At 66.4% G+C, this 26772-nt stretch carries 19 protein-coding genes and 1 tRNA gene; 10 read left to right on the top strand and 10 right to left on the bottom strand.

Annotation, left to right across the window (positions count from 1 at the left end; all coding sequences use genetic code 11):
• Positions 1-19: 19 nt before the first annotated feature.
• The 4 genes from dapD to dapE all read left to right on the top strand — a co-directional run bounded on the left by dapD (position 20) and on the right by dapE (position 3249).
• Positions 20-1186, top strand: a complete 1167-nt coding sequence (dapD, locus tag ABQ137_RS07530; RefSeq protein ID WP_349781802.1) for a 2,3,4,5-tetrahydropyridine-2,6-dicarboxylate N-succinyltransferase — start codon at positions 20-22, stop codon at positions 1184-1186.
• Complete coding sequence (locus tag ABQ137_RS07535; RefSeq protein WP_349781804.1) at positions 1183-1656, top strand: hypothetical protein; 474 nt, start codon at positions 1183-1185, stop codon at positions 1654-1656. Before dapD ends, ABQ137_RS07535 begins: the two co-directional genes overlap by 4 nt.
• Positions 1653-2009 carry an arsenate reductase gene (locus tag ABQ137_RS07540; RefSeq protein ID WP_349781806.1) on the top strand — a complete coding sequence of 119 codons (357 nt, stop codon included), beginning with the start codon at positions 1653-1655 and terminating at the stop codon, positions 2007-2009. Before ABQ137_RS07535 ends, ABQ137_RS07540 begins: the two co-directional genes overlap by 4 nt.
• Before the next feature lie 109 nt (positions 2010-2118).
• On the top strand, positions 2119-3249 hold the full coding sequence (gene dapE / locus ABQ137_RS07545; RefSeq protein WP_349781808.1) for a succinyl-diaminopimelate desuccinylase: 1131 nt from the start codon (positions 2119-2121) through the stop codon (positions 3247-3249).
• 213 nt (positions 3250-3462) lie between these two features.
• Here the strand turns inward: dapE and ABQ137_RS07550 are convergent, their stop codons facing one another.
• Positions 3463-4335, bottom strand: coding sequence for a tetratricopeptide repeat protein (locus tag ABQ137_RS07550; RefSeq protein ID WP_349781810.1), 873 nt, complete (start codon positions 4333-4335; stop codon positions 3463-3465).
• Positions 4336-4695: 360 nt separating this feature from the next.
• Here ABQ137_RS07550 and asnB point away from each other — a divergent pair, with 360 nt between their 5' ends.
• The gene (gene asnB, locus ABQ137_RS07555) at positions 4696-6390 is read left to right on the top strand and encodes an asparagine synthase B (RefSeq protein WP_349781812.1); all 1695 of its coding nucleotides are present in this window, start codon (positions 4696-4698) and stop codon (positions 6388-6390) included.
• A 68-nt stretch (positions 6391-6458) separates the two neighbouring features.
• Here asnB and hpaM read toward each other — a convergent pair whose 3' ends face one another.
• From hpaM to ABQ137_RS07570, 3 genes are all read right to left on the bottom strand, one after another.
• On the bottom strand, positions 6459-7508 hold the full coding sequence (gene hpaM, locus ABQ137_RS07560) for a type III secretion-associated outer membrane-bound protein HpaM (RefSeq protein WP_046342179.1): 1050 nt from the start codon (positions 7506-7508) through the stop codon (positions 6459-6461).
• 241 nt (positions 7509-7749) lie between these two features.
• Positions 7750-9894 carry a TonB-dependent siderophore receptor gene (locus tag ABQ137_RS07565; protein ID WP_184516764.1) on the bottom strand — a complete coding sequence of 715 codons (2145 nt, stop codon included), beginning with the start codon at positions 9892-9894 and terminating at the stop codon, positions 7750-7752.
• Between the two features lie 223 nt (positions 9895-10117).
• On the bottom strand, positions 10118-12520 hold the full coding sequence (locus tag ABQ137_RS07570; RefSeq protein ID WP_349781815.1) for a penicillin acylase family protein: 2403 nt from the start codon (positions 12518-12520) through the stop codon (positions 10118-10120).
• Positions 12521-12666: 146 nt separating this feature from the next.
• Here ABQ137_RS07570 and bfr point away from each other — a divergent pair, with 146 nt between their 5' ends.
• Entirely contained in the window at positions 12667-13152 is a 486-nt protein-coding gene (bfr, locus tag ABQ137_RS07575; RefSeq protein ID WP_039511630.1) for a bacterioferritin, read from the top strand.
• 275 nt (positions 13153-13427) lie between these two features.
• Here bfr and ABQ137_RS07580 read toward each other — a convergent pair whose 3' ends face one another.
• The 3 genes from ABQ137_RS07580 to ABQ137_RS07590 form a co-directional block, all read right to left on the bottom strand.
• Positions 13428-14084: a thiopurine S-methyltransferase gene (locus ABQ137_RS07580; RefSeq protein WP_184434042.1), complete on the bottom strand. Its 657-nt coding sequence runs from the start codon at positions 14082-14084 to the stop codon at positions 13428-13430.
• A 601-nt stretch (positions 14085-14685) separates the two neighbouring features.
• Complete coding sequence (gene parC, locus ABQ137_RS07585) at positions 14686-16929, bottom strand: DNA topoisomerase IV subunit A (RefSeq protein WP_065031781.1); 2244 nt, start codon at positions 16927-16929, stop codon at positions 14686-14688.
• 60 nt (positions 16930-16989) lie between these two features.
• Positions 16990-17841 carry an AraC family transcriptional regulator gene (locus ABQ137_RS07590; RefSeq protein WP_024938904.1) on the bottom strand — a complete coding sequence of 284 codons (852 nt, stop codon included), beginning with the start codon at positions 17839-17841 and terminating at the stop codon, positions 16990-16992.
• A gap of 123 nt (positions 17842-17964) precedes the next feature.
• On the opposite strand from ABQ137_RS07590, the gene ABQ137_RS07595 reads away from it, so the two are divergent.
• From ABQ137_RS07595 to ABQ137_RS07610, 4 genes are read left to right on the top strand one after another with little or no spacing between them, the layout of a single operon-like run.
• Positions 17965-18405 (top strand): MarR family winged helix-turn-helix transcriptional regulator, encoded by a 441-nt coding sequence (locus tag ABQ137_RS07595; protein ID WP_016904051.1) that lies wholly within the window; start codon positions 17965-17967, stop codon positions 18403-18405.
• A 23-nt stretch (positions 18406-18428) separates the two neighbouring features.
• Complete coding sequence (locus tag ABQ137_RS07600) at positions 18429-19916, top strand: AdeC/AdeK/OprM family multidrug efflux complex outer membrane factor (protein ID WP_308632372.1); 1488 nt, start codon at positions 18429-18431, stop codon at positions 19914-19916.
• 10 nt (positions 19917-19926) lie between these two features.
• Positions 19927-21120, top strand: a complete 1194-nt coding sequence (locus ABQ137_RS07605; RefSeq protein ID WP_024938906.1) for an HlyD family secretion protein — start codon at positions 19927-19929, stop codon at positions 21118-21120.
• 6 nt (positions 21121-21126) lie between these two features.
• On the top strand, positions 21127-22707 hold the full coding sequence (locus tag ABQ137_RS07610; protein ID WP_024938907.1) for a DHA2 family efflux MFS transporter permease subunit: 1581 nt from the start codon (positions 21127-21129) through the stop codon (positions 22705-22707).
• 479 nt (positions 22708-23186) lie between these two features.
• On the opposite strand, the gene ABQ137_RS07615 is transcribed toward ABQ137_RS07610, so the two are convergent.
• The 3 genes from ABQ137_RS07615 to ABQ137_RS07625 form a co-directional block, all read right to left on the bottom strand.
• Positions 23187-24059, bottom strand: coding sequence for a DUF2884 family protein (locus ABQ137_RS07615; protein WP_184516779.1), 873 nt, complete (start codon positions 24057-24059; stop codon positions 23187-23189).
• A gap of 203 nt (positions 24060-24262) precedes the next feature.
• A tRNA-Leu gene (locus ABQ137_RS07620) sits at positions 24263-24349 on the bottom strand.
• 142 nt (positions 24350-24491) lie between these two features.
• Positions 24492-26726, bottom strand: a complete 2235-nt coding sequence (locus ABQ137_RS07625; RefSeq protein WP_349781818.1) for a beta-glucosidase family protein — start codon at positions 26724-26726, stop codon at positions 24492-24494.
• Positions 26727-26772 lie beyond the last annotated feature (46 nt).

Genomic DNA, 26772 nt, shown 5'->3' on the forward strand with positions numbered 1-26772 from the left:
AGTCCGTTCGGAGACCCCCATGGCCACCAGCAAGAAGACCGCGCGCAAGCAGGGCGCGACCCCCACCGGCGCAGCGCCCAAGCGCGCGCCGAGCAAGAGCGGCAAGGCGCCTCAGGCACCGGCCGTCGACAGGCGCAAGGCTCCCGCGGCTGCTGCTAAGCCGGTGGCCGCCAGCAAAAGCGTTACCAAGCAGGTGACCAGGAAAAGCGCGACCAAGCCGGCGACCAGTGCGGCCCCGCGCGTGGCCAGGCAGCCGGCCAGCGTGGTGTCCGCACCGGCCGCCAAGAAGGCTGCAGCCGCGAAGAAACTGCCGATCGCCGAAAAGACCGTGCGCGGCGCTGCAACGCCGGTGGGCAGTGACGAGCTCAAGTTCGGCATCGAAAGCGCCTTCGAGCGCCGCGCCAGCCTGACCGTCGACGAGATCGACGGCTCCACCCGTGCCATCGTCACCCGCGTCATCGACGGCCTGGAGACTGGTGAGTTCCGCGTCGCCGAGCCGGACGGTCAGGGCGGCTGGAGCGTCAACGAGTGGTTGAAGAAGGCCGTACTGCTGTATTTCCGCGTCAACGAGATGGCCGTGATCGACGCGCAGCCGGCACCGTTCTGGGACAAGGTGGAGTCGCGTTTTGCCGGCTTCGGCGAAGCCGAGTTCCGCAAGGCCGGCGTGCGCGTGGTGCCGGGTGCGGTGGCGCGGCGCGGCAGCTACTTCGGCAAGGACGTGGTGCTGATGCCGAGCTTCACCAATATCGGCGCGTATGTAGGCGAAGGCACCATGGTCGATACCTGGGCCACGGTGGGGTCGTGTGCGCAGATCGGCGCGCACTGCCATCTGTCCGGCGGCGCCGGCATCGGCGGCGTGCTCGAACCGCTGCAGGCCAGCCCGACCATCATCGAGGATCATTGCTTCATCGGTGCGCGGTCGGAAGTGGTCGAAGGCGTGGTCATCGGGCACCACAGCGTGATCGGCATGGGCGTGTTCATCGGCCAGAGCACACGCATCTACAACCGCGCCACCGGCGAGATTTCCTACGGCTACGTGCCGCCTTACAGCGTGGTGGTGTCCGGCCAGCTGCCGTCGAAAGATGGCTCGCACTCGCTGTATTGCGCGGTGATCGTCAAGCAGGTGGATGCCAAGACGCGCAGCAAGACCAGCGTCAACGAATTGCTGCGCGGCCTGGCCGATTGAGCACTGCGCAGCCTGCACGCGGCACCATGCTGTCGCGGCCGCTCAGTGGCTGGGTGCGTTGGGGCATCCCGGCCCTGTGGTTGGGATGGGTGGCGCTCTACGTGGCCGGCTCGCTGGCGCGCGATGGCGTGCCGCAGCAGCTGGAGGTCCTGCGGTGGCTGGCGCCTGCGCTGGTGGTGCTGATGACCCTGCGTCTGGCATGGGCATCCAGCCGCTGGGCACAGGTCCGCGATGCGGGCGATGCGCTGGAGATCGTGCAGCAAGGACGATCGCAGCGTGTGGACCTGGCCGAGCTGCGCTCGGTCGATGCCGCATGGCTGATCCCGCCACGGCGGATGGCGCTGAAATTCCACGGCACACGTGCCGATGTGGTGTTCCTGCCCGCCCATGGGCAGGAACACAATCAACTGGTAACCACCCTGTTGGCGCGTGCAAGCGCGCGCCGCGGAGTCGAAAAGGCGACGACATGACCACGCTCTACGGATTGAAGAACTGCGACACCTGCAAGAAGGCGACCAAGTGGCTGGACCGCTTCGGCGTGGCCTACAGCTTCGTCGATTACCGCGAGCACACGCCCGCGCCGGAGACATTGGTGGATTGGGCCAGCAAGGCCGGCGGATTCGAGGCCTTGATCAACAAGTCCTCGACCACCTGGCGCCAGTTGCCCGACAACAAGAAGACACCGGGTTCGGACGCCGAATGGAAGCTGCTGCTGCGCGAATACCCGCAATTGATCCGCCGCCCGTTGGTGGTGAGCGACGATGGCGCGCTCAGCCAGGGCTTCTCTGACAACGGGTTCAAGGCACGCTTCAACATCGCCTGATGGCGCCATCGCGTCATCGGTCCGTACAGGCCTGTGCGGGGCGGGCGCATGGACGGCGGGCGACCTGCCGATCCGGCAGCCCAGGTGCATTTTTACCGGAAGGACGAACATGACCAGCGACGTACTGCAACTGACCTGCGAGCTGATCGCGCGCGCCTCGGTCACACCGGACGACGCCGGCTGTCAGGTGCTGCTTGCGCAACGCCTGGAGGCTGCCGGATTCGCTTGCGAGCATCTGCGCCTGGGCCAGGTCGACAATCTGTGGGCCACGCATGGCAGCGGTGCGCCGGTGCTGGTGCTGCTTGGCCACACCGATGTGGTGCCGCCGGGGCCGCGCGAGGCCTGGACCAGCGATCCGTTTGATCCGCAGATCCGCGATGGTGTGCTGTACGGACGCGGCACGGCCGACATGAAGGGCAGCGTGGCCGCCTTCGCGATCGCTGCCGAACAGTTCGTCGCCGCCCATCCGCAGCATGCCGGCACGCTGGCGGTGTTGCTGACCTCCGATGAAGAAGGCGATGCCATCGACGGCGTGCGGCGCGTGGCCGAGCTTTTCCGTGCGCGCGGGCAGGCGATCGACTGGTGCATCACTGGCGAGCCGTCGTCCACCGAACGGCTGGGCGACCTGCTGCGCGTGGGCCGCCGCGGCAGTCTGTCCGGCACGCTGACGGTGAAAGGCGTGCAGGGGCACGTGGCGTATCCGCATAAAGCGCGCAATCCGATCCATCTGGCCGCGCCGGCCTTGGCCGAGCTGGTGGCGCGGCAGTGGGACGAGGGCTTCGAAAGTTTTCCGCCGACCAGCCTGCAGGTGTCGAACATCCATGCCGGCACCGGCGCCAATAACGTGATTCCGGGCGAGCTGCAGGTGGCCTTCAATCTGCGCTACACCCCGCTGTGGGATGCGCCGCGGCTGGAAGCGGAAATCACCGCATTGCTGGATCGCCACGGGCTGGACTATGCGCTGCGCTGGCATCGCAGCGGCGAGCCGTTCTACACCCCGGAAGGCCGCCTGCGCAGCGTCGCACGCGAGGTGCTGGGCCAGTTCGCCGGCGCACCGCCGGAAGAAAGCACCGGCGGCGGCACCTCCGATGCCCGCTTCATCGCGCCGCTGGGCGCGCAATGCATCGAGGTCGGCCCGGTCAACGCCAGCATCCATCAGGTCGACGAGCATGTGCGCGTGGCCGATCTGCAAGCCTTGCCGGCGCTGTACTGCACGCTGATCGAACGCCTGCTGGTCTGAGTTGCCAGGACATGCCCAATGCCACGCGCTGGTTTGCACACTACGCAGTCAGCGCACTGCATGCGTTCACTTGCGGCGGCATGCCGATGCTGCTGCGCGACGCGGGCATCGCCAAGCTGCACTAAGACCTTTTGGATTGCAGCAGCATCGCGCTTGCATTGCATTGCATTGCATTGCGCTGCCAGGCGGCATGGACGCACAAGGCTCGGGGGGCTAGTCGAACGTCCAGAACGGCGGTTTGATCGCCTCGCGCCAATGCGATTCGTCCGCGATATAGAACGTCTGTGCGGACGCCTTGGCAAACCAGGTTGCCGCCGTCTCCACGTCGCGCGTCACGCCGCTGCTGCCGCGTCCGAGCAGCAGACCAGAGAAATACTGACCATACACATTGCCCTGGTCCGCCGCGCGCCGGTACCAGCGCAGCGCCTCCGTACCATCTCTGTCCACGCCACCCATTCCTTTTTCATGGAGTGCGCCAAGATCGACCTGCGCCTCGGCATCGCCGTTACGGGCGCGGCGCTGGATGTCGCGTACCAGCGGGTGCAATGCACTTTCACTTGGCGCGATGGCGGCGGGAAGCCCCGACGATCCTGATGCGGAGCGCTCATAGATCGTCGCGCGCAGATCCCAGCGCAACGCCGCAGCCGCCTCCCCACGGTCGCGGTGAAACTTGGCGAGCTCGGCGATGGCATACGGGTTTCCATGCATGGCCGCTGCCAGGTACCAGTGCTCGCCCTTGCGCGGCGACGCACGTAATGCGACGCGTTGGTCGATGTACGGGCTGTCGGGATGGAAGAGCGTCCCGCTTGCCCAGATCCGTCCCAGCGCCAGTTCGGCGCGGGTGTTGCGGAACGTCCACGGGGCGATCGCAGCGGCACGTTCGTACCAGTGGATGGCGCGCGGGTCGTTGCGTGCCTCCAGGCGTTCGGCCGCATTCCACGCGCTATCGAAACTGCCATCGGCCGCGTGTTGTTCCAACTGCTGCAGATAGACTGGATCGGTGCGCGGAGGGGCGCTGCTGCACGCCTGCAGCAACACTGCAAGCAACAGGGCCAGGGGCGGCATGCGTCCGATGCGTGGGGTCATTCCATTACTGCCGATTGTTGGGGCGGTCATTATCCTCGCAATACGCCGGTGCGAACGCGGCGTGGTCTGCGATGCCTGGCTTGGTTGCTATCGCAACAGTTGCGCCGCCGTCGAAAGCGGGATACGGTCGAGTCATGTCATCGCTCCTGCCCAACCTCGTCAATAACGCCAACCGCAACAATCTGCGCGCGAACAATCGTGCGCGGCCGATGCGGGTCTGCGACTAGGCGAAGTAAAACCAAACGCCCAGGAATCAGAAAACCCGCATCGGCCGATGCGGGTTTTTTTATGGGTGTCATTCTCGTGCAGCACGCTTGCCACCGGCCGCCAACCCCCGCAGTTTCATCCAGGAGTGTTTCCATGTGTTCCATCTTCGGTATTTTCGGCCTGCAACCCGGTGACGATCTGCAGGCATTGCGCCGGCAGGCGCTGGAATGTTCGCAGCGGCAACGTCACCGTGGCCCGGACTGGAGCGGCGTGTATGTCGACACCGGTGCGATCCTGGTGCACGAGCGCTTGGCCATCGTCGACCCGGCCGGCGGCTCGCAGCCCTTGTTGTCCGAAGATGGCGCGCTTGCGCTCGCGGTGAATGGCGAGATCTACAACCATCGCGAGCTCAAGCAGGAGCTGGTGCAGCCATACGCCTTCCAGACCGGCTCCGATTGCGAGGTGATCAATGCGCTGTACCGGGAGGATGCGCCGGCCTCCTACCTCAACCGCCTCAACGGCATCTTTGCATTCGCGCTATGGGACAAGGCGGCTGGGCGGGTGCTCATCGCGCGCGACCCGATCGGCGTGGTGCCGCTGTATTGGGGCCACGACCGCGAAGGCCGCTTGCGGGTGGCTTCCGAACTGAAATCGCTGGTGGACGATTGCGCCGATGCGGCGCAGTTCCCGCCCGGCCATTGGTACGACAGCGCCACCGGTGCACTGAGTCGCTACTACGAGCGCTCCTGGCGCGAATACGCCGAGGTGGAAGGCGTGCAGGTGCAGTTGCAGGAATTGCGCGAGGCCTTCGAGCGCGCGGTGCACCGCCAGTTGATGACCGATGTGCCGTACGGCGTGCTGCTGTCCGGCGGGCTGGATTCGTCGCTGGTCGCCGCGGTGGCGGCACGCTACGCACGCCATCGCATCGAGGAGAACGACACCACCGAAGCCTGGTGGCCGCGCCTGCATTCGTTCGCGATCGGCTTGAAAGGCTCGCCGGACCTGGCCGCGGCCGAAGTCGCCGCCGCCGCACTGGGCACCGTGCATCACGGCTTCGAGTACAGCTTCGAGGAGGGCCTGGATGCGCTGCCGGAGGTCATCCGCCATATCGAGACTTACGACGTCACCACCATTCGCGCGTCCACGCCGATGTTCCTGCTGGCGCGACGCATCAAGGCGATGGGCGTGAAGATGGTGCTGTCGGGCGAAGGCAGCGACGAAATCTTCGGTGGCTACCTGTATTTCCACAAGGCACCCAGCGCACGCGAATTCCACGAGGAACTGGTACGCAAGCTGGATGCGCTCAACAATTACGATTGCCTGCGCGCCAACAAGTCGATGATGGCCTGGGGCGTGGAGCCGCGCGTGCCGTTCCTGGATCGCGAGTTCCTGGATGTGGCCATGCGCATGGACGCCAGTTTCAAGATGATCGACAAGACCAGCAGCGGCGCCACGCGGATGGAAAAGGGCGTGTTGCGCGAAGCGTTTGCCGGCTATCTGCCCGAGTCGATCCTGTGGCGGCAGAAGGAGCAGTTCAGCGATGGCGTGGGCTATGGCTGGATCGATGGACTCAAGGCGCACGCCGCCGCGCATGTCAGCGACCGCGAGCTGGCTGCCGCCTCCAGACGCTTTCCGGTCAATCCGCCGCAGACCAAGGAAGCCTATTTCTATCGCACGCTGTTCGAGCAGTTCTTTCCCAGCCAGGCGGCTGCGGAGACGGTGCCGGGCGGCAAGTCGATCGCGTGTTCGTCGCCGACCGCGATCGCCTGGGATGCCAGCTTCGCCGCGATGGCCGACCCGTCCGGCCGTGCGATTGCCGGCGTGCACGCACAGGCCTTGGCGTCGTAACGCTGCTGCATCGAAGTTGAAACTCCAGCGGCCGGCATGCGCTCACGCGCTGCCGGCCGCGGCTGCGATCACTCGTGGCGCACGCAGTATCCGTAGCGTTGCGGCTCGATATCCACACCGGCCACGTCGGCCTGGTTGTTGCGCCACAGGTTCGGCTTGAAGTCGGCCGCCGTGCAGTTGGCAGCGCGGTCCACACCGATGGTGTAGGTGAACGGCGTATTGGAGAAGCGGTTGTTCTCGAACACGTTGTCCTGGCTCATGCTGTTGTCCCAGCAAAGGATTTCCGGTGTGCGGTAGCGGATGGCGCAGGCCAGGAACACACCGGCGACCTTGTTGCCGTCGAACTGATTGTTGCTGAAGCGGTTGCGGCGCGCGTCGGACAGATAGATGCCCTGGCTGCCGTTGCGCTCGAAGCGGTTGTTGCGGATCTCGCTGTCTTCCAGATGCTCGGTGGTCAGGCCTGCAGCCACGTTGTCGTGGATGTAGTTGTTGACCATGGTGACCTTGGCGGTGCGGTTGAACGACACGCCGTCCCAGATCGCGCCGGACACATCGTTGTTTTCGATGGTGATCTCGCGGGTGTCGTACTCGCTCAGCAGGCAGGCGCTGCGGCACTTGTTGACCTGCAGGCCGGCGAGCCGGATGCCCTGGCCGGAACGCACCACCACCGCGCTGTTGCTCAGGTACGGACGCTCGGGCATGAATTCCTTGTCGCCGGTGCTGGCGACGATCTGCATGTCTTCGATGCTGACATTGCGGATCACGCCGGTCGGCTGCTGGTTTTCGTAGTCGCCGACCACCAGCGCAGGTTGCTGCACGCCATCGGCCATGCGCAGCACCGTGGTCGGGCCCTTGCCGCGCAAGACGAGATTGCCGCGGTGGATCGAGACCAGCCCATTGAGCGGAAATTCGCCTTTTTCCAGGCACAGCACCGCAGGCGCATCGCCTTGCGGGAGCTTGTCGATGGCTTTCTGCAGATCCTGCCCGGGGCGCAGCTTGGCGGTACAGGCGGCGACCGGCGCATCCGGCGGGCCGGATTTGGCGGGCGGCGCTGCCGAGCAGGCAGTGGCAACGAGCAGGGGCAACAGGGCGGAAACGGAGCGGGCAAGCTGAGGCATGCGGATTCCGGTCAGTGGGGGGAGGAGGGCGATCGTGCGCAGATACGCTGCAGATCGCGACGGCCTCTAGTGTGTCCCACCGGACGTTAAAGTCTGGCTGATTCCGGCCTGCCTGATTCGGCGCAGGTTCATTGCACTGCCTTGGTCAGGGCCGCAACTGTGCGTGCAGTGGCCGCTTTGGCCGACCAGCGTCACAGTTGCGGCATTGCTCAAGGCTCGGGCAGGCGCCCGTTCGCCCCGCTTAAAAACTGTAGGCCAGCTGCGCGTAGATACGGCGCGGTTCGCCAGGAAAGTGCCCGGTGCGTTCGGTGAACCCGCTGGCAGCGTAGACCTTGTCGAACAGGTTCTTGACGTTGACCTGCAGTTTCCAGGCATCCCACTGCGTCTGCCAGCTGATGTCGAAGATGGCGTACGGCTTGACGCGCTGGCCTTCCAGGCTGACCCGCTCGCCCACGTAGTCGGCACCGAAAGCAATTGCCGAATTCCAGGCCGGCAGGTCGTAGCGCGTCCACAGACCGAAGGTGTTGCGCGGTGCATTGGCGAAGCGGTCGCCGGACGCATTGGTGATGCCGTTGGTGCCGGCATCGAGCACGCGTGCATCGTTGTAGGCGTACGTCAGGTTGAGCACCCAGCGTTCGGTGAGGTCGGCCAGCAGATCCACCTCCAGGCCTTCGCTGCGTACCAGGCCGAGCGCGGAGAGCTGATTGACGCCATCGACGATACTGCCGTTGGCCTGCACGATATTGCTGCGTTCGATGCGATACAGCGCGGTGTTGAGCGTCAGCCCGCCATCGTTGAGCGCGGTCTTCAGGCCCACTTCCCACTGTGTGCTGCGCTCGGGATCGAACGGCCCGCCGACGCTGCTGTCCTGATTGGCCGCATCCTGCGGCAGGAAGCCGCTGGCATAACTCGCGTACGCGTTGATGCCATCGCGCAGCACGAAGGTGCTGCCCACACGCCAGCTGAGATCGTTGCCGGTGACGCGCGAGCCGTCCAGACGGTTGTCGTCCTTGAAGCCGTCCCAACGCAGTCCGGCCATCGCAAACCAGCGCGGCGTCAGCGTGAGTTCGTCCTGCAGATACGCGCCATAGCGCTGGCTGCGGGTGCTGGTGGCGCGCCAGGGCAGGCTGTCCAGGCCGTAGTCGTAGAAGCCGCTGCGGCCATACACCGGGTTGAACAGCTCGATGCCCGGCACCGGCCCACGCACGCGGCCGGTGTCTGCGGTGTTGGCGGTCTGCGCGCGGAAATCCGCATCCAGCCGATAGTAGTCCGCGCCCATCAGCAGCTTGTGCTCGATCGCGCCGATGCGGGTGCGAAACACCGCGTTGACGTTGCTGGAGATCGCATCGTTGTCGCGGAACTGGTTGCGCAGCTGCCGCGTCATCCATTCGGCGGTGCCGTCGCCATCGCGGTCGATCAGGCCCATCGGCTCGTGATAGATCTGATGCTCGTCGTTCTTGAACCAGCGCATCGCCATGTCCACATCCCACGCATCCGATGGCGCAAAGCGGTACTGCGCGAACGCCACCTTGGCGCGCATGTCGAGGAAATCGGTGGGCTCGTTGTGGTTCCAGCGACGGTCGGTGAGGAAGTTGCCGTCGTCGTCCACCGGCACGCCGCGCAGGCGATTGCCGCCCAGGTTCTGGGTGATGTCGGTGTACTGCAGCGTGAGCTCGCCGGTCTGGCCGATGTCGAACGCCACCGACGCATCGCCGATCTGGCTCTGGCTATCGGTGTTGCGGCGAAAGCCATCCTCGCCATCGGCATAGGCGCCAACGCGGTAGCGAATGCGCCCGTCCGCGCGTGCCGGCCCGGTGGCCTCGAACGAGGCCGCCCCGAAGGATTGATTGCCCACCTGCAGCTCCACCCGACGCGCGGCCTGATGGCCGGGCTTGCGGGTGACGTAATTGATGACGCCACCGGGTTCGCCGCCGCCGTACAACGCACCGGCCGGGCCCTTGAGCACTTCCACGCGTTCGATATTGAACAGCTGCGGCACCGAGAAGCCGGCATACGGATCGCCACGCAATCCGTCGTAGAGCACGTTTTCCTGGCGGAATCCGCGCAGGGTGACGCCGGCATAGCTGAAGAAACTGATGCCGCTGATGCTGCGATACAGATCGGTGATCTGGCGCGCGGCCTGGTCGTCGATCAGTTCGCGCGGCAGCACCTGCACCGACTGCGGCACCAGCGACAACGGCGTATCGGTGCGTGTGGCCACTGCGGCATCGTCGGATTTGTACAGCGTCTGCGCACGGCCGACGACGTCGACGCCATCGAGGTCGGTGACGGTTGCAGAGGTGCTGGTGTGTTGCTGGGCGAAGGCGCGGGGCGAGGGTAACGCCAAGACAGCGGCGAGCGCGGTGACAAGGAGCGTGGGGCGCATTGGTCACTAATGGGAATGGTTATCAAATGCATCTTAGCATGTTGTGCTCGCTTGATTGGGCAGATCGGTGGGCGGGCGTGGTTGCGGATACTTGGGTATCCAGATGTGCCAGGTGCAAGGTGCGGGGTGCGATCTGCAGAACGCAGACACCGATTTTGCGTTCGTCCAGCCCCCCAACGACGGTCGAAACCTGTGTCGACACTCGAAACATCAATGACCCCGCCTACTTCGGCTGCAGTTGCAACGTATAGCGGGTCGCGGTCGGCAGGAACGGGGTCGGCCGGCCGTGTACCCAGTCGTCGTGGCCTGCGCCCCAGAACGGCGACAACGGGTGTCCGCTCTGGCCGCCTGGCATGTGCACGATGCCGTCCTGTTCGTGGCCGGGCGACACCACCATGCGTTCGGAGGCGCCGAAGGCCGGGCCTTGCACGCGCGGCATGTCGCGATCGCCTGGCAGTTGGTCGGGCGGCATGCACAGCCAGCGCTTGGCGAGCGCAGGCAATGCCCGCGCGATCGGGTGACAGATGGCGGCGGTGTTGCGTTCGCCCCAGGTGCGTTCGCTCAAGGCGCCGTCCTGCGCAGCGAGATCGGTCTGCGCATTGCGTGCAGCCGCGGCAAGCAGCTGATCCCAGTTCGCATAGGCGGGCGGCAGCAGATGCGCCGGGCGCTGCTGCAGCAACGGCCAGACGATGCCTTCCAGCTGCGCGCGACGCGGCGGCAGGAAGTCCTTGCCAAGCGCGGCTTTTGCCGGCGCCAGCAGGCCGGCTTCCACTGCGTCGATGGTCATGCCGCGAAAGCCGCGCACGATGCGGTAGCTGGTCGAGCGGGTGGATGCGTGCCCGTCCCACTGCCGGGTGGCGGCTTCGATCTGCTGCAAGGCCGGGTCCTTGCTGTGCTCGACCACGCTGCGCAACAACTGCCACCACCGCGTGAGCAGCACGGCGCGATCGTCGAGCTGGATGGCGAGCAGGTCCAGCTCGTTGAAACGTTGCCTGGCGAACAAGTCGTCGCGGATCTGCTGCGCACGCGCACCCAGGTCGTAGCCGGCATTGCCGAGCGTGGCCAACTGCTGCGCATCGACGACGCGGCTGTTTGCGGTCCACAGCCGGTGCGAGGGAGGATCGATCAGGGCGGGGGCAGCGTCGCTGCGCACCGGCCAGGGCAGGCAGCCGCCCTGCGCCGATGCCGCCGTTGCCGCAACCGAAGGCGATGCCGCGTCCGCACCCTGCGCCGAGCTTGCCAGTTCGGCGATGCCGCTCGGGCCACAGCCGGCATTGCGCACCGGGCGCGCACCGATCAAGCGCCAGGCGATGCGCCCGCTGCGATCGGCCAGCAACAGGTTCTGTGCCGGAATGCCAGAGCGATCCGCCACCGCGAAGGCGGCCTGCACGTCGGCCGCCGTACTCATCTGCGCAAAGTCCAGCCGGATCGCGCCGGGCAGCTGCGCGGCCCAGCGCAGTGCGAGCAGGCTGCCATCAGCGTTGTCGTGCAGGACCGGGCCCCAGGCGCTCTCGCGCACCGCAAAGCGCACCGGCGCGGCGCCGGCCACGCGAATGGTCTCGACATGGGTGGTGAGCGCTTGCGGATGACCTGGCATGGCCGGCGCAATCCGCGCAAAGTCGGCGGTGTCGATGTAGCTGTTGGTAAAGGCCCAGGCCACATGCCCGTTGCTGCCGACCACCACCGCCGGCAAGCCGGGCAGGGTGAAACCGGTGACGTCCACCTTGCCGTCGGGCGCACTGGTGTCCGGGTAACGCAGGCGTGCGCGGAACCAGATGTTGGGCGCGCGCAGGCCCAGGTGCATGTCGTCGGCGACGATGGCGCGGCCGTCGCTGGTGAGGCTGCCGTCCACGGCGAAGTTGTTGCTGCCCGGCGTCGGCGGCTCGGCGCCTGCGGTGGCGGCTGCATGCGGCAGGCGGCGCAGATCCAGCATGGCGGCGTCGGGCAGCACGGCGTCGCCTTGCGCGGGGCCGAACAGCGGCGCATCCCAGCTGGAGCCTTGATGGTCGAGCAATGCCGCCAGCGCCGCCGGCACCACCGCACGGATGCGGGCGGCTGCCAGTTCGGTCTGGTTGTCGTTGTCCTGCAGGTCGGCATACATCGCCATGCCGGTGAGGATGGAGTCGTCCAGCGTCCACGCGCGCGGTGTCTGCCGCAGCAACAGGTACGGCCAAGGGCGCACGCGCAGTGCAGCCAGCCCGGCATTGACGCCCTCGGTATAGGCCTGCAGCGCGGCGCGCTGGCTGCCGGCGGCGACATCCAGGCTGGCATGCACGCGCGCGCGCAGCCGGTGCACGCGATTGCGTTTGTCCAGGTCCAGCGCTGCGGCGCCGAACAGCTCGGACAACTCGCCGGCCGGTGCGCGGCGCATCAGGTCCATCTCGAAGTAGCGCTCCTGCGCGTGCACATAGCCGAGTGCGCGCATGGCATCGACCTGGCTGGCCGCATCGATGGTGACCACGCCACGCCGGTCGCGTTGCACGCTGACCGGTGCCGCCAGGCCCTGCAATGCGCTGTTGCCATCCAGCTGCGGCAGGCTGCCACGCATCAGCAGATACACGGCCAGCACGGCCGCCACGATCAACACCACGATTGCCAGCAGCAGCCGGCCCAGCCATTTGCGCATTGTCGAGTCCTTGAGTTCGGTCACAGTGTGGCGGCCGCTCATGACCATGGCGGGTCTGGCCGCAAGCGCAACTGAAAGTGATTCCGATTAGATCATTGCGCTGCGGCTTAGGGCACCATGCGCGCATTGCGTCGCTGGAGCACATCATGAAAGGCCATCCCGAAGTCGTCGACTACCTCAAGCAGCTGCTGCGCGGCGAACTGGCGGCACGCGACCAGTATTTCCTGCACTCGCGCCGTTACGAGGACCAGGGCCTGATGGCGCTGTACGAGCGCATCAACCACGAAATGGAAGAGGAGACCGAGCACGCCGATGCGCTGCTGCGGCGCATCCTGTTCCTGGAAGGCGACCCGGACATGCGGCCGGCCGAGTTTGCGCCAGGCAAGACCGTGGTGGAGATGCTCGAGCGCGATCTGGTGGTGGAATACGAAGTGCGCGCCAATCTCGCCGCTGGCATGAAGCTGTGCGAAGAGCACGGCGATTACGTCAGCCGCGACATCCTGCTCAAGCAGCTGCAGGACACCGAAGAAGACCACGCCTGGTGGCTGGAGCAGCAGTTGGGTCTGATCAAGCGGATCGGCCTGGAGCTGTATCAGACCTCGAAGATCGACAAGGGCCACGTCGCCGGCTGAGCCCGGTGACTGGGCGCTGCGCAGCCGCCGAACAGGCGCAGCGCAGGTTTTGCAATCGGCAGGTGCCGCCCGGTGCGTTGCCTTGCTGCGTGGTCTGCGTCAGCTGCCGGCGGTCTGCGGCGGTGTTGCTCGCGCATTTCGCTGTTGTGCGAACCATTGCGTGGCGCAACGCCGCGCGGTCCTGAGCGGCTCGCGCGGCGCTAGCTGTGCGACGCCTGCGTCGCCCGACTGGGGCGTCGGCAGCGCTCGCCGATGACAAAGTTCGCCCGCGACCGTCAGTTGCGTTGCAGACGATAGACGCCGGTCGACAGGGCAGTGACGCCATCGGCGCGGAAGCGCGGCTCCTGATCGAGGATGTCGCGGCGTTCCAGTGGCTGCACCCGCCATTGCGTGTCGAACAGTGCGTGCACCGCGGCAGCGTCCACCGAAAACGGCGGCCCGGCCTTTTCGGCCTGCGGGTATTCCAGGGTGATCAACAGCCCGCGGCATCCCGCAGGCAGGCGCGCGTACGTGGTGTGCAGATACTGCTGGCGCAAGCCGGCCGGCAGGGCGATCAATGCGGCGCGGTCGTAGACGGCGCTGCAATCGGCCAGCACGCTTGGCTCCAGTGCAAACGCGTCGCCGCAGATGATTTCGATCGGGCCGGCGATAAAGTGCTCGCCCGCGCGGCTGCTGTGGCGCTGCGGTTGCAGGCCGGCATCAGCGAAGAATTGCGTCACCGCCAGCGGCGATATCTCCACGCCCAGCACGCGATGGCCTTGTGCGGCCAACCAGTGCAGGTCCAGCGTCTTGCCGCATAACGGCACCAGCACGCGGGCAGCCTTCGGCAGCTGCAACGCCGGCCAGTGCTTTTGCAGCAACGGCATCACCTGGTCCTGATGGAAGCCGGTCTGACCGTTCTGCCAACGCTGCAGCCAGAAATCTGTGTCCATGATGTTGTCTTGTTGGTTTGCGTTGACGAGTGACGTGATGCAGGCAATGGCAATGGCACTGCAGATCGAAAGGAACCGCTCAGACCACACCGCACCGCCGCGCGACATGCACTGCGCACAACCACGCACGCCGCGCTCGCAACCACCCATACCGACCATCTCGACCGGTCCTTGTCCGCCCACCGTCGCGGGACCTTACGCGGCATGGATGCCGCGTAAGAGCCTACAGGGATGTACTTGCGGCGTGTCCTGCGATGGTGGGCGGGCAAGGGCCCCGCAGCAAGGCCGCAGTCTCTCGCTCTACAGCCGACGCATCCGCACCGTTCGATTACCTCTCAAGGCGATGCAGAGCTTGAGCCTAGCGTAGCCTCGCCGTTGCAAGCCAACCTGGCCGAGGGCACGATGCCGTAACGCCGGCAGCGTCCAGCTGGCGGTAGTTTTGTGGGTCGCTCAAAACCGCACGGCAAACGCGCCATCGCGCGGTGCGTCAGCGAATCACCGTTACTGCACTTCCAGCCCGTCCACCTTTTGCCGCGCCTCAGTAAATCGAGGCAGCGGCAGCGTCGAACGCGCCGCTGCGCGCCACGTCGGTGAACAGCCGTTACTGCACTTCCAGCCCGTCCACCTTTTGCCACCCTCGCGGCAACAATGCACCGCGACTCGCACGCGCGCCCACATAGCTATCCAGATCCTTGAACGACAGGCTCATGGTGCGTGCACCGCTGCGCACCAGCAGCGTGTTGCCCGGAGCCACCGCCACCACCGCGACCACGCGCTCGGTGCCGAGCTTGGCCTTGGGGATGTCGATGATCTTGTTGCCTTTGCCCTTGTCCAGCTCGGGCACATCGCTGGCGGTCACCGCCAGCAGATTGCCGGCACTGGTGACAGCGACGATGCGGTCGCTCTGCGGATTGGTCACCTGCGCAGGCGTCAGCACATGCGCGCCGGTGGTCAGGTTGAGCATCGCCTTGCCGGCCTTGTTGCGGCCGGTGAGGTTTTCGAAGCGGGTGACGAAGCCATAGCCGTGCGATGACGCCAGCACGAAGCGGGTGGCGTTGTCGGCGCTGGCCATGACCTGGAACGCCGCGCCCGAGGCCGGCGAGAAACGTCCGGTCAACGGTTCGCCGTTGCCGCGTGCCGAGGGCAGGGTATGCACGGCGGTCGAATAGGCGCGTCCTTCCGAATCCAGGAACGCCACCTGATGGGTGCTGCGGCTGCGCACCGCCGCCAGCAGGCTGTCGCCTTCGCGGTAGGACATGCCGGCCGGGTCGACCTCGTGGCCCTTGGCCGCGCGTACCCAGCCCTTCTCCGACAGCACCACGGTCATCGGTTCGCTGGCGACCATCTCGGTTTCGTCGATCGCCTGCGCGGCGCCACGCTGCACCAGCGGCGAGCGGCGTGCGTCGCCGAACTTCTTGGCGTCGGCGGTCAGCTCGTCCTTGATCAACTTCTTCAGCTTGGTCTTGCTTTCCAGGATGGCCAGGATCTGCGCGCGTTCCTTGGCCAGCGCCTCCTGCTCGCCGCGGATCTTCATTTCTTCCAGGCGCGCCAGCTGGCGCAGCTTGGTTTCCAGGATGTATTCGGCCTGTTCCTCGCTGAGCGCGAAGCGCGCGATCAGCACCGGCTTGGGTTCGTCCTCGCTGCGGACGATGCGAATCACTTCGTCCAGGTTGAGGAAGGCGATCAATAACCCTTCCAACAGGTGCAGACGGCGCTCGACCTTCTGCAGGCGATGGTTGAGGCGGCGGGTGACGGTGTCGCTGCGGAAGCTCAGCCACTCGCTCAGCAAATGCCTGAGGTTCTTGACCTGCGGGCGGCCATCCAGGCCGATCACGTTGAGATTGACGCGGTAGCTGCGCTCAAGGTCGGTGGTGACGAACAGGTGCCCCATCAGCTGCTCGGCATCGACACGGTTGGAGCGCGGCACCAGCACCACCCGCACCGGGCTGGTGTGGTCGGACTCGTCGCGGATGTCTTCCAGCCATGGCAGCTTCTTGGCGCGCATCTGCTGGGCGATCTGTTCGATCACCTTGGACGGCGAGACCTGGTACGGCAACGCATCGATGACGATGTTGGCGTGTTCTTTCTTGTAGGTGGCGCGTGCGCGCACGCTGCCGTGGCCGGTCTCGTAGATTGCGCGCAGATCGGCCGCCGGGGTGATGATCTCGGCGGTGGTCGGGTAGTCCGGGCCGAGCACGTGTTCGCACAGCTCGGCGACCGTGGCATCGGGGTTGTCGAGCAGGCGCAGCAGCGCGCTGACGATCTCGTTGAGGTTATGCGGCGGCACGTCGGTGGCCATGCCCACCGCGATGCCGGTGGTGCCGTTGAGCAGCAGGTGCGGCAGGCGCGCCGGCAGCCAGGTCGGCTCTTCCAGGGTGCCGTCGAAGTTGGGCGCCCAATCGGTGGTGCCCTGGCCGATTTCGCCCAGCAGCACCTCGGCGATCGGGGTCAGCTTGGATTCGGTGTAGCGCATCGCCGCGAACGACTTGGGGTCGTCGGTGGAGCCGAAGTTGCCCTGGCCCTCGATCAGCGGGTAGCGATACGAGAACGGCTGCGCCATCAGCACCAGTGCTTCATAGCAGGCGCTGTCGCCGTGCGGATGGTACTTACCGATCACATCGCCCACGGTGCGCGCGGATTTCTTCGGCTTGGCAGCGGCATTCAGGCCCAGCTCGCTCATCGCGAAGATGATGCGCCGCTGCACCGGCTTCAGGCCGTCACCCAGGAACGGCAGGGCGCGGTCGAGCACCACGTACATCGAATAGTCGAGATAGGCGCGTTCGGCGTACTCGCGCAGCGGCAGCTGCTCGAAGCCGTGGAAGGTGGGGCGGGTCAGATCGGTCATGTAAAGCCAGGTCCTACGAAAGAGGAGCCCGCGCCGTGGCGCGAGCTCGAAGAGCGCCGATTATCCGGATGCGGCGGGGGATGCCAAGCCGCGCGCATGCGTGCCGGCCAGATAACGCGTGGGTGGAGCGCCGAAATGGCGGTGGAACACACTGACGAAGGCGCTGGGGCTGCTGTATCCGAGCTGGTCGGCGACCTGGGCGACCGGGCTGCCCTGGCTGAGCCGCCGCAGCGCCTCTGCCAGCCGGGCCTGCTGCCGCCACTGCGCGAAACTCAGCCCGGTCTCGCTGCGGAAATGCCGGCTCAGGCTGCGCGCCGACAGCCCGCCCCAGTCGGCCCAGGCGTCCAGCGGGCGCGGGTCGGCCGGGGTATCGAGCAACTGCCGGGCGATGCGCAGCAGCCGCCGGTCGGCCGGCATCGGCAGGTGCAGGTGGTCGATCTGCACCTGGTGCAGTTCGTCCAGCAGCACCGCGGCCAGGCGTTGCCGGGCGGGGTCGAGCGGCTGGCCCAGCGGCCAGTCGGCCGCGCGCATGATCACCTCGCGGGCGAGCCCGGTCAGGCGGATCACCCCGCCTTGCGCGGGCAACGCGGCGCAGGCGTCCGGCCGGACCACCACGCCCCAGCCGCGCAGCGGCCCGGCCAGTTCCACGGTGTGCTGCTGGCCGGGCGGCATCCAGCCGGCGCAGCCCGGCGGCAGCGACAGGGTTCCCTGCTCGGTGTGCACCGTCAGCACGCCGTGCTCCACATACATCAGCTGCCCGCGGACATGCGCATGCCGAACCGTCTCCGGCGCCCATACCGCGCGCAGGTCGGCCAGGAACGCGATCACCTCCGGTCCATCGGCCCATTCGAAGCTGTCGCGCACGCCGGGCGGCAGGGCATCGCGTGTGGTTGGCGGATTTTCGACAGTCATTGGCGCAATTGTATTACCAGGCCAGCGCCACAGGCACGTAAGGTGACGATCCTTGCTGGCGGTTTAATCCCGTTAGAAATATTTGCGTTGACAAATATATTTTTCGGAAGAAAATAGCCCGCCATGAATGACCTCTCCACCGCCTCGCCGTCGTTCGGCCTGCTGTTGCGCCAGGTGCGCGATGCGCTGATGCGTCAGCTCGATGCCGAAATGAAGGGCGAGCTGCCGGACTTCGGCTTTAGCCACTACGTCGGCCTGAAGATCCTGGCGGTGCGCTCGCCCTGCACGGCCAACGAACTGGCGCTGGCGCTGGACCAGACCCCGAGCGCGGTCACCCGCCTGCTCGACAAGCTCGAAGCGCTCGGTGCGGTGCGACGCGAGCCACACGCGCAGGACCGGCGCGCGCTGCAGATCGTCATGACCGAACAGGGCGTGGCGCTTTGGGAGCGCCTGAAGCTGCGCGGCGAGCGCGCCATCGAGCATGGCTTGCGCGATCTGGCCCCGCCCGAGCGCGAGCAACTCACCTCTCTTCTCATCCGTGTCCGCGATGCACTCAACTCATGAACGCTGCTAGTTCCCCGATCCAGATACTGCGCCTGCGGTCCACGCAGCTTGCGCGGCCGCTCGTCCTCACTGCGCTGACGCTGGCGCTGGCCGCCTGCGCCAGCAGCCGCGGGCTTGCCCCGCAGGGCACCATGCTGGAGCCGGGCGCAGTGCATGCCGAGCGCACCCTCGCGCAGGCCAACCTGAGCCCGGCCGCCTGGCCGGCCAGCGACTGGTGGCGCGCCCTGGGCGATGCGCAATTGAACGCGCTGATCGCCGAAGGCCTGCAGCACAGTCCCAGCCTGGCGGCGGCCGATGCGCGCCTGCGTCAGGCGCAGGCACGCATCGGTAGCGCGCAGGCCGATCGCGGCCCCAGCCTGTCGGTGTCCGGTGGCTATGCGGGCGTGCAGTTGCCCGAATCGATGGTGGGCGATGAGCGCGGCGGCAAGTTCGGCGGCAACGGCCAACTGGTGCTGGACTTCCGCTATGGCGTGGACCTGTGGGGCGGCAAGCGCGCCACCTGGGAAGCGGCGGTGGACCAGGCGCATGCGGCCGAGGTGGACGCACAGGCGGCACGCCTGAACCTGTCGGCGGCGATCGCCGAAGCCTATGCGCAGCTCGACTACGCATGGCGCCTGCACGACGTGGCCAACGATGAGTTGACCCGCGTACAGAAGACCCTGGAGCTCACCCGGCAACGCCGCGGCGCCGGCATCGACAGCGATCTGCAGGTGCGCCAGGCGCAGGCCCGCGTACCGTCGGCGCAGCAGCAGCTGCAGTCCGCGCAGCAGCAGATCGACGAGGCCCGCAACGCCCTGGCCGCGCTGGCCGGGCAGGGCCCGGATCGCGGGCTGGAGATCGCGCGCCCGACGCTGGGGGCGGCCATCGCCACGCAGCTGCCGAGCAACCTGCCTGCCGACCTGTTGGGCCGCCGCCCCGACGTGGTCGCCGCGCGCTGGCGCGTGGAGGCCGCCGATCAGGATATCGCCGCCGCCAAGACCCGCTTCTACCCCAGCTTCAACATCACGGCGCTGGGCGGTGTGGTGAATCGCGATGTCGGCCAGTTGCTGGAAAGCGCCTCGGTGTTCGGCGTGGTTGCGCCGGCGCTGAGCCTGCCGATCTTCGATGGCGGCAAGCTGCGCGCCAATCTGGCCGGCAGCGATGCGCAATACGACCTGGCGGTGGCCGATTACAACCAGAAAGTGATCGACGCCCTGCGCGAGGTAGCCGACCAGGTCAACGCCGTGCGTTCGCTGGAGCAGCGTGCGCGCGCGCAGGACGACGCGGTGCAGACCGTAACCGCCGCCTTCGAACTGGCGCAGCAGCGCTACCGCGCCGGCATCGGCAGCTACCTGGAAGTGCTCAGCGTGCAGGAGCAATTGCTGCTCGCACGCCAGCGCATGGCCAGCCTGCAATCGCAACAACTGTTGGCCTCGGTGAGGTTGCAGCGTGCCCTGGGCGGCGGATTCACGCCGGAACCTGCGCGCGATACCGCACACGCCGCGACCACTTCCGCACAACCGAATTCCTGAGACAGCGACGATGAGCCAGACGACTCCAACTTCTTCCCAACCTGCGCCGGCCGCGCCCAGCAAGCGCCGTGCGGCGCTGCGCATCGTGGCCATTGTGGTGATCCTGGCGATCATCGGTCTTGTGGTGTGGTACTTCCTGGTCGGCCGCTGGCACGAGGACACCGACGACGCCTACGTGCAGGGCAATCAGGTGCAGATCACCCCGATGGTCGGCGGCACCGTGGTCAGCATTGGCGCCGAAGACGGCATGCGCGTGGAGCGCGGTCAGTTGCTGGTGCAGCTGGACCCGGCCGACACCGCAGTCGCGTTGCAGCAGGCCGAGGCCAATCTGGCCAAGACCGTGCGCCAGGTGCGTGGTCTGTACCGCAGCGTGGAAGGCGCGCAGGCCGAACTGTCCTCGCGCGAGGTGAGCTTGCGCAGCGCACGTGCCGACTTCGCACGCCGCAAGGATCTGGCCGCCAGCGGCGCGATCTCCAACGAAGAACTGGCGCATGCCCGCGAGGAACTGGCCGCGGCCGAAGCGGCGGTGAGCGGTTCGCGCGAGAGCTTCGAACGCAACCGCGCGCTGGTGGACGACAGTGCGGTGGCCAACCAGCCGGACGTGCAGACTGCCGCCGCGCAGCTGCGTCAGGCCTATCTCAACCATGCGCGCACCGGTGTCATCGCGCCGGTGTCCGGCTACGTGGCGCGTCGCTCGGCGCAGCTGGGCCAGCGCGTGCAGCCCGGCAGCGTGCTGATGGCGGTGGTGCCGCTGGAGCAGGTGTGGGTGGAAGCCAACTTCAAGGAAACCCAGCTCAAGCACATGCGCCTGGGCCAGGAAGTGGAACTGCATTCGGATCTGTACGGCGGCGGCGTGGACTACACCGGCCGCATCGAAAGCCTGGGCCTGGGCACCGGCAGCGCGTTCTCGCTGTTGCCGGCGCAAAACGCCAGCGGCAACTGGATCAAGATCGTGCAGCGCGTGCCGGTGCGCATCGCGGTCGATGCCAAGCAACTGGCCGGTAATCCGCTGCGCATCGGTTTGTCGATGAAGGTCGACGTCAACCTGCACGACCAGCAGGGCAGCGTGCTGCCGACCAAGTTCGCCAATGGCGCGGTGTTCTCCACCGACGTGTATGCGCAGCAGTTGCAGGCCGCCGACGCGGACATCCAACGCATCATCCAGGACAACCTGCCTGCGCAGGCTGCGTCCAAGGCGGGCTAAGCCAGCATGTCTTCGCAAGCTCCCACCGCGCCAGGCGGTCCCTCGGCACCTGCGCCCGCCGCCGGCTTTCGTCCGGCGAGCGTGGCGCTGTGCACCGTGGGCCTGGCGATGGCCTCGTTCATGCAGGTGCTGGACACCACGATCGCCAACGTCTCGTTGCCGACCATCGCCGGCAATCTCGGCGCCAGCTCGCAGCAGGCCACCTGGGTCATCACCTCGTTCGCGGTCAGCACCGCGATCGCCCTGCCGCTGACCGGCTGGCTGAGCCGCCGCTTCGGTGAGACCAAGTTGTTCGTGTGGTCGACGCTGGCCTTTACCGTGGCCTCATTGCTGTGCGGCCTGGCCCAGAGCATGGGCATGCTGGTAGTGTCGCGCGCGCTGCAGGGGTTTGTTGCCGGGCCGATGTACCCGATCACCCAGAGCCTGCTGGTGTCGATCTACCCGCGCGAAAAACGCGGGCAGGCGCTCGCCTTGCTGGCGATGATCACCGTGGTGGCGCCGATCGCCGGGCCGATCCTGGGTGGCTGGATCACCGACAACTACAGCTGGGAATGGATCTTCCTGATCAATGTGCCGTTGGGCATCATCGCCAGCAGTATCGTCGGTTCGCAGTTGCGCCATCGCCCCGAGCAGCTGGAAAAGCCGCGCATGGACTACATCGGCCTGATCCTGCTGGTGGTCGGCGTCGGTGCGCTGCAGCTGGTGCTGGACCTGGGCAACGACGAGGACTGGTTCTCTTCCGACAAGATCGTGGTGCTGGCCTGCGTCGCTGCCGTGGCGCTGGTGGTGTTCGTGATCTGGGAACTCACCGACAAGGATCCCATCGTCGATCTCAAGCTGTTCCGGCATCGCAACTTCCGCGCCGGCACGCTGGCGATGGTGGTGGCCTATGCGGCGTTTTTCAGCGTGAGCCTGCTGATCCCGCAATGGCTGCAACGCGACATGGGCTACACCGCGATCTGGGCCGGCCTTGCCACCGCGCCGATCGGCATCCTGCCGGTGCTGATGACGCCATTCGTGGGCAAGTACGCGCTGCGTTTCGACCTGCGCATGCTCGCCACCGTCGCCTTTATCTTCCTGTCGTTCACCAGCTTCCTGCGCTCCAACTTCAACCTGCAGGTGGACTTCAGCCATGTGGCCACCGTGCAATTGGTGATGGGCGTGGGTGTGGCCTTGTTCTTCATGCCGGTGCTGCAGATTCTGCTCTCGGACCTGGACGGTCGCGAGATCGCGGCAGGTTCCGGCCTGGCCACCTTCCTGCGCACCCTGGGCGGCAGCTTCGCCGCATCGCTGACCACCTATCTGTGGGCACGCCGCACCCAGGTGCACCACGCGCACATTACCGAACACATCTCGGTCTACACCCCGGGCATGCAGGAGCAGGTCACCGCGATGGGGCAGGGCGACCTGCAACGCGGCGCGGCCTCGCTCAACAACATGATCAACCACCAGGCCTCGCAGATGGGCTTCAACGACATCTTCTACCTGCTCGGCTGGACCTTCCTTGCGATCATCTTCTTCCTGTGGCTGGCCAAACCGCCGTTCGGTGCGGGCGCAGGTGGCGCAGCGGCGGCGGGTGGGCATTGAGCGCGGGTGACAAGGTGCTTGGCCGCTCTAACATCGGCTAAGACCACGACTTCATGCCGGTGGAGTGCAGAGCGGGTGATCTGCGACTTGGCTGCAGGGCCCTTGCCCGCCCACCCTCGCAGGACACGCCGCAAGTACGTCCATGTAGGCGCTTATGCGGCATCCATGCCGCGTAAGGTCCCGCGCCGGTGGGCGGGCAAGAGCCAGTCGGGATGGTCGGTGTGCGTAGTGCTTTTTGAAGCAACCAACGAACCGTTTGGAGCGGTGAGGGCGCTGCGGCTTCGACCGGCGCAGATGCGGCGATTCGTGTGTTCGCGCTTAATGTGTTGCTGTTTCCGGCGTTCCGCAATGCGCTGGACAGCCTTGCCGAGGCGTATGAGGCAAGCGGAGATCTCGCCCGTTCGAGTGCCATCCGGAAGGGCATCAAGGACATGCCCGCCCCGCCCAGGAAACGATGATCAGACCGAGGGCGTGAGGCCTCAGCTGTTTGTTGCTGGTTGCAGCCCGACTGCGCGGTTCGGTGGCGCGTCGCCGTTGTCGGGCTTCGGTTCGGCCTGTTCGGTGTCATGGCGCGGCGTGTCGTCCTGCAGGGGTGCGAGCAGTTGCAGCCGCTTGCCCTGGTAACGGAATTCGAGCGCGTCCTCTAACTGACGCAGTGCTTGCACCTGGGTGCATAGCGCGTTGGCGCTAGCCTCGATGGTGGACGCCTGGGCATCCAGCCTTGCATCCAGTTGGCCCTCCATTTGTTGGGCGCGTTTGTCGATTCCGTCCGAACGCCCGGTGACGATCTGCCAGAGCATGTGGCGCGCGATGCTGCCCTTGAATTGCTCGGCTTCGTGTTCGACGTAGTTTGCGAAGTTGCCGTCGAAGGCCTTCTGCTCCCAACGCCCCTTGCCCAGGGTGCCGTCGACATATGCGCGTGCGCGTTTGCGCAGCCGTTCGATCTTGCGGGCGTTGAGCGCACTGCCGGTCATGACCTCGATGACACCGCCGAGTGCGTCGTAACTGAGGTCGATCACCTGATAGGCAATGCCGGCAACCTGCGGCATCAGTGCGCGGGTGCGCTGTTCCATCTCCCCAAGGCGTCGTGCATCGGCCGTGCTGGTCTGCTGCAGCTTGTGGTCGATGCTCAGCTCGCCGCCGTGGAAGAAAATTTCGCGTGGCCAATCGCTGTCGCGGTAAAGCCAGATGCCGCCGCTGTCGGCGAGCACGTTGAACGGCGTGCCCAGACCGCATTGCTGCGAAGACACCTGCGCGCGATGGCGCGGGGCATCGTGTTTGTCGGTCTGCTGTGCCCGTGCATGCGGACTGACAACGGCCGGCAGCAGGGCAAGCCAGAGGAGGATGCGCATGGGGCGTGCTGCCGTCGTGGAGGCGTTGCGCATGGTCGCCACAGCGGCAACAGGTGGTCGCGTGTCGAAAGTCACTGACGCCGCGCCCTTGCGACGCTGCCGATCTGCAGACATCACCGATGCCGCACACCATCGTGCAATCGTATGGCCCAGACGCAAAAAACCCCGCCAGAGCGGGGTTTTTTACGATCTACCGTGAGTCGTGGTGCCCAGGAGAGGACTCGAACCTCCACGAAGTTGCCCTCGCTAGCACCTGAAGCTAGTGCGTCTACCAATTCCGCCACCTGGGCGACTCAGGAGGCGAATTGTGCAAGTTGCGCGCGACGCTGTCAACGCATCCGGCACAAATTTTTCGTGGTGGCCGGTGCCTGCCGGCGACGGGAGAAGACAGCGTGGCGGACATGCGCACTGCATGCCCGCCACCACACCGGATTACGGCAGCTGCGCCGCCTGCAAGCTGACCTCCGCACTCTGCACCGGTTCGCCTGCCGAACGTGCCAGCTGCACGCGATAGGTGCCGGCGGCAATCGTCCAGTGACGCGCCTTGGCATCGAAGTCGGCCAGCGTCTTGGGTTCGGCGATCACCTGCACGGCGCGCTTTTCGCCCGGCTTGAGCGTGAGCTTCTGCCAGCCGATCAGGCGCAGCGGGGTGGCATGGCCGTCGGGCAGGGTGACGTAGAGCTGCGGCACGGCGGCGCCTTCGCGCTGGCCGATGTTTTCCACCTCGAAGTTCGCCTTGAGCTGGCTGCCGTTGGCTTCCACGCGCAGCCCGCCCATGCGGAACTGCGTGTACGACAGGCCATGGCCGAATGGATAACGCGGGGTCAGCTTGCGGGCGGCAAACCACTTGTAGCCGACGTTGGCGCCTTCGATGGCGTAGTCGATGCTGTCTTCGCCCGGCTTGGCCGGCTTGAAGCCCAGGCCCGGGATCGAGGGACGCGGCAGCTGCGATTCGTCCACCGGCCAGGTCACCGGCAGATGGCCGGAAGGGTTCACCGCGCCGGTCAGCAGGTTGGCGATCGCCTCACCGCCGCCGATGCCGGGATACCACGCCTGCAATACCGCCGGCACGCGCTCGGCCCAGGGCATGCGCACCGGGCCGTTGGTTTCCAGCACCACGGTGGTCTTGGGGTTGGCCTTGGCCACCGCCTCGATCAAGGCATCCTGGTTGTCAGGCAATTGCATGTCCGGCAGGTCCACCGATTCGGCCGACCATTGGGTGGCGAACACGATCGCCACATCGGCGGCCTTGGCCGCGCGTGCCGCGGCAGCGCGGTCCTTGCCGTCGACATAATCGATCTGCACGTTCGGCAACGCGGCGCGCAGCGCCTGCAGCGGCGAGGACGGATGGATGATCACCGGGCCGGGCCAGGTGGTCGGGTTGAGGCCGGGTACGGCGTTGCCACCGTTGATGGTGTAGTCCACACGCGAGGAACCGCCGCCGGACATCACGCCCTTGTCGGCATACCCACCGATCACCGCGATGCGGCGCACCTCCTTGGATAGCGGCAAGGTGGCCTGCTCGTTACGCAGCAGCACGCTGCCTTCCTCGGCAACATGCTGCGCGGACAGCTGCCCGGCCTTGCCATCGATCGGCTGGCGCTGGGTGGGATGATCGAACGCGCCATGCGCGAACAGGCTGCGCAGCACGCGCTTGACCATGTCGTCAAAGCGCGCGCGCGGCACCACGCCGGCCGACACCGCCATGCGCAACGGCGCGTCGAAGAACACCGCCGCATCGAACACTTCGCCAGCCGATTGCTGATCCAGCCCGGCCAGGGCCGCCTTGGAGCCGCTGTGCACGCCGCCCCAGTCGGACATCACGTAGCCGGGGTATTTCCACTCCTGCTTGAGCACCTGGTTGAGCAGGTAATCGTGCTCGCAGCCGTAGATGCCGTTGATCTTGTTGTAGGAGCACATCACCGAGGCCGGGTCGCCGATCTTCAAGGCGATCTCGAACGCCAGCAGGTCCGATTCGTGCATCGCCTGCTCGCCGATCTCGGCGCTGTGGAAATTGCGTCGCGTCTCCATATCGTTGAGCGCGTAGTGCTTCATCGTCGACAGCACGTGCTCGCTCTGCACGCCGCGGATCGACTCGCCGACCATGGTGCCGGCCAGCAGCGGGTCTTCGCCGGCATATTCGAAATTGCGTCCGTTGCGCGGGTCGCGCTGCAGGTTGACGCTGCCGGCCAGCAGCACATTGAAGCCCTGCTGCCAGGATTCGCGGCCCATGGTCTTGCCGCCGGCATAGGCCAGCTGCGGATTCCAGCTCGACGCGGTCGAGGGGCCGGACGGCATCGCGGTGGCGGAGTCGCCCTTGCGGATGCCGCCGGGATTGGTCACGCCCACGCCGGCATCGGCCAGTTGCTGCGCCGGGATGCCCAGCCGTGGGACGCCGGGGACATAGCCGGCCGAGCCCAGCGCGCCCTCGGGCTTGGGAATCTTGTCGGTGCCCAGGCCGAAGTAGCTGCGCAGCATCTGGAATTTTTCGTCCTCGCTCATCTGCGCGAGCAGGCGGTCGGCGCGCTGGTCCGCGGTCAGCGCGGTGTCCATCCACGGCTGCGTTGCAGCGGTCTGTGCGCCGAGCGGGGCGGCAAACGCGGTACTGACGCCAAGGGCGATGGCCAGCGCAAGACGGCGTGGACTGGAGGGTGTAAACGGTTTCATATCGAGATGTGGCACGGTGGTCCTTGTGGTGCGGTTGCAATCAGGG

It is taken from the genome of Xanthomonas sp. WHRI 8393, from assembly GCF_040203315.1.
Classification (GTDB): Bacteria; Pseudomonadota; Gammaproteobacteria; order Xanthomonadales; family Xanthomonadaceae; genus Xanthomonas; species Xanthomonas arboricola.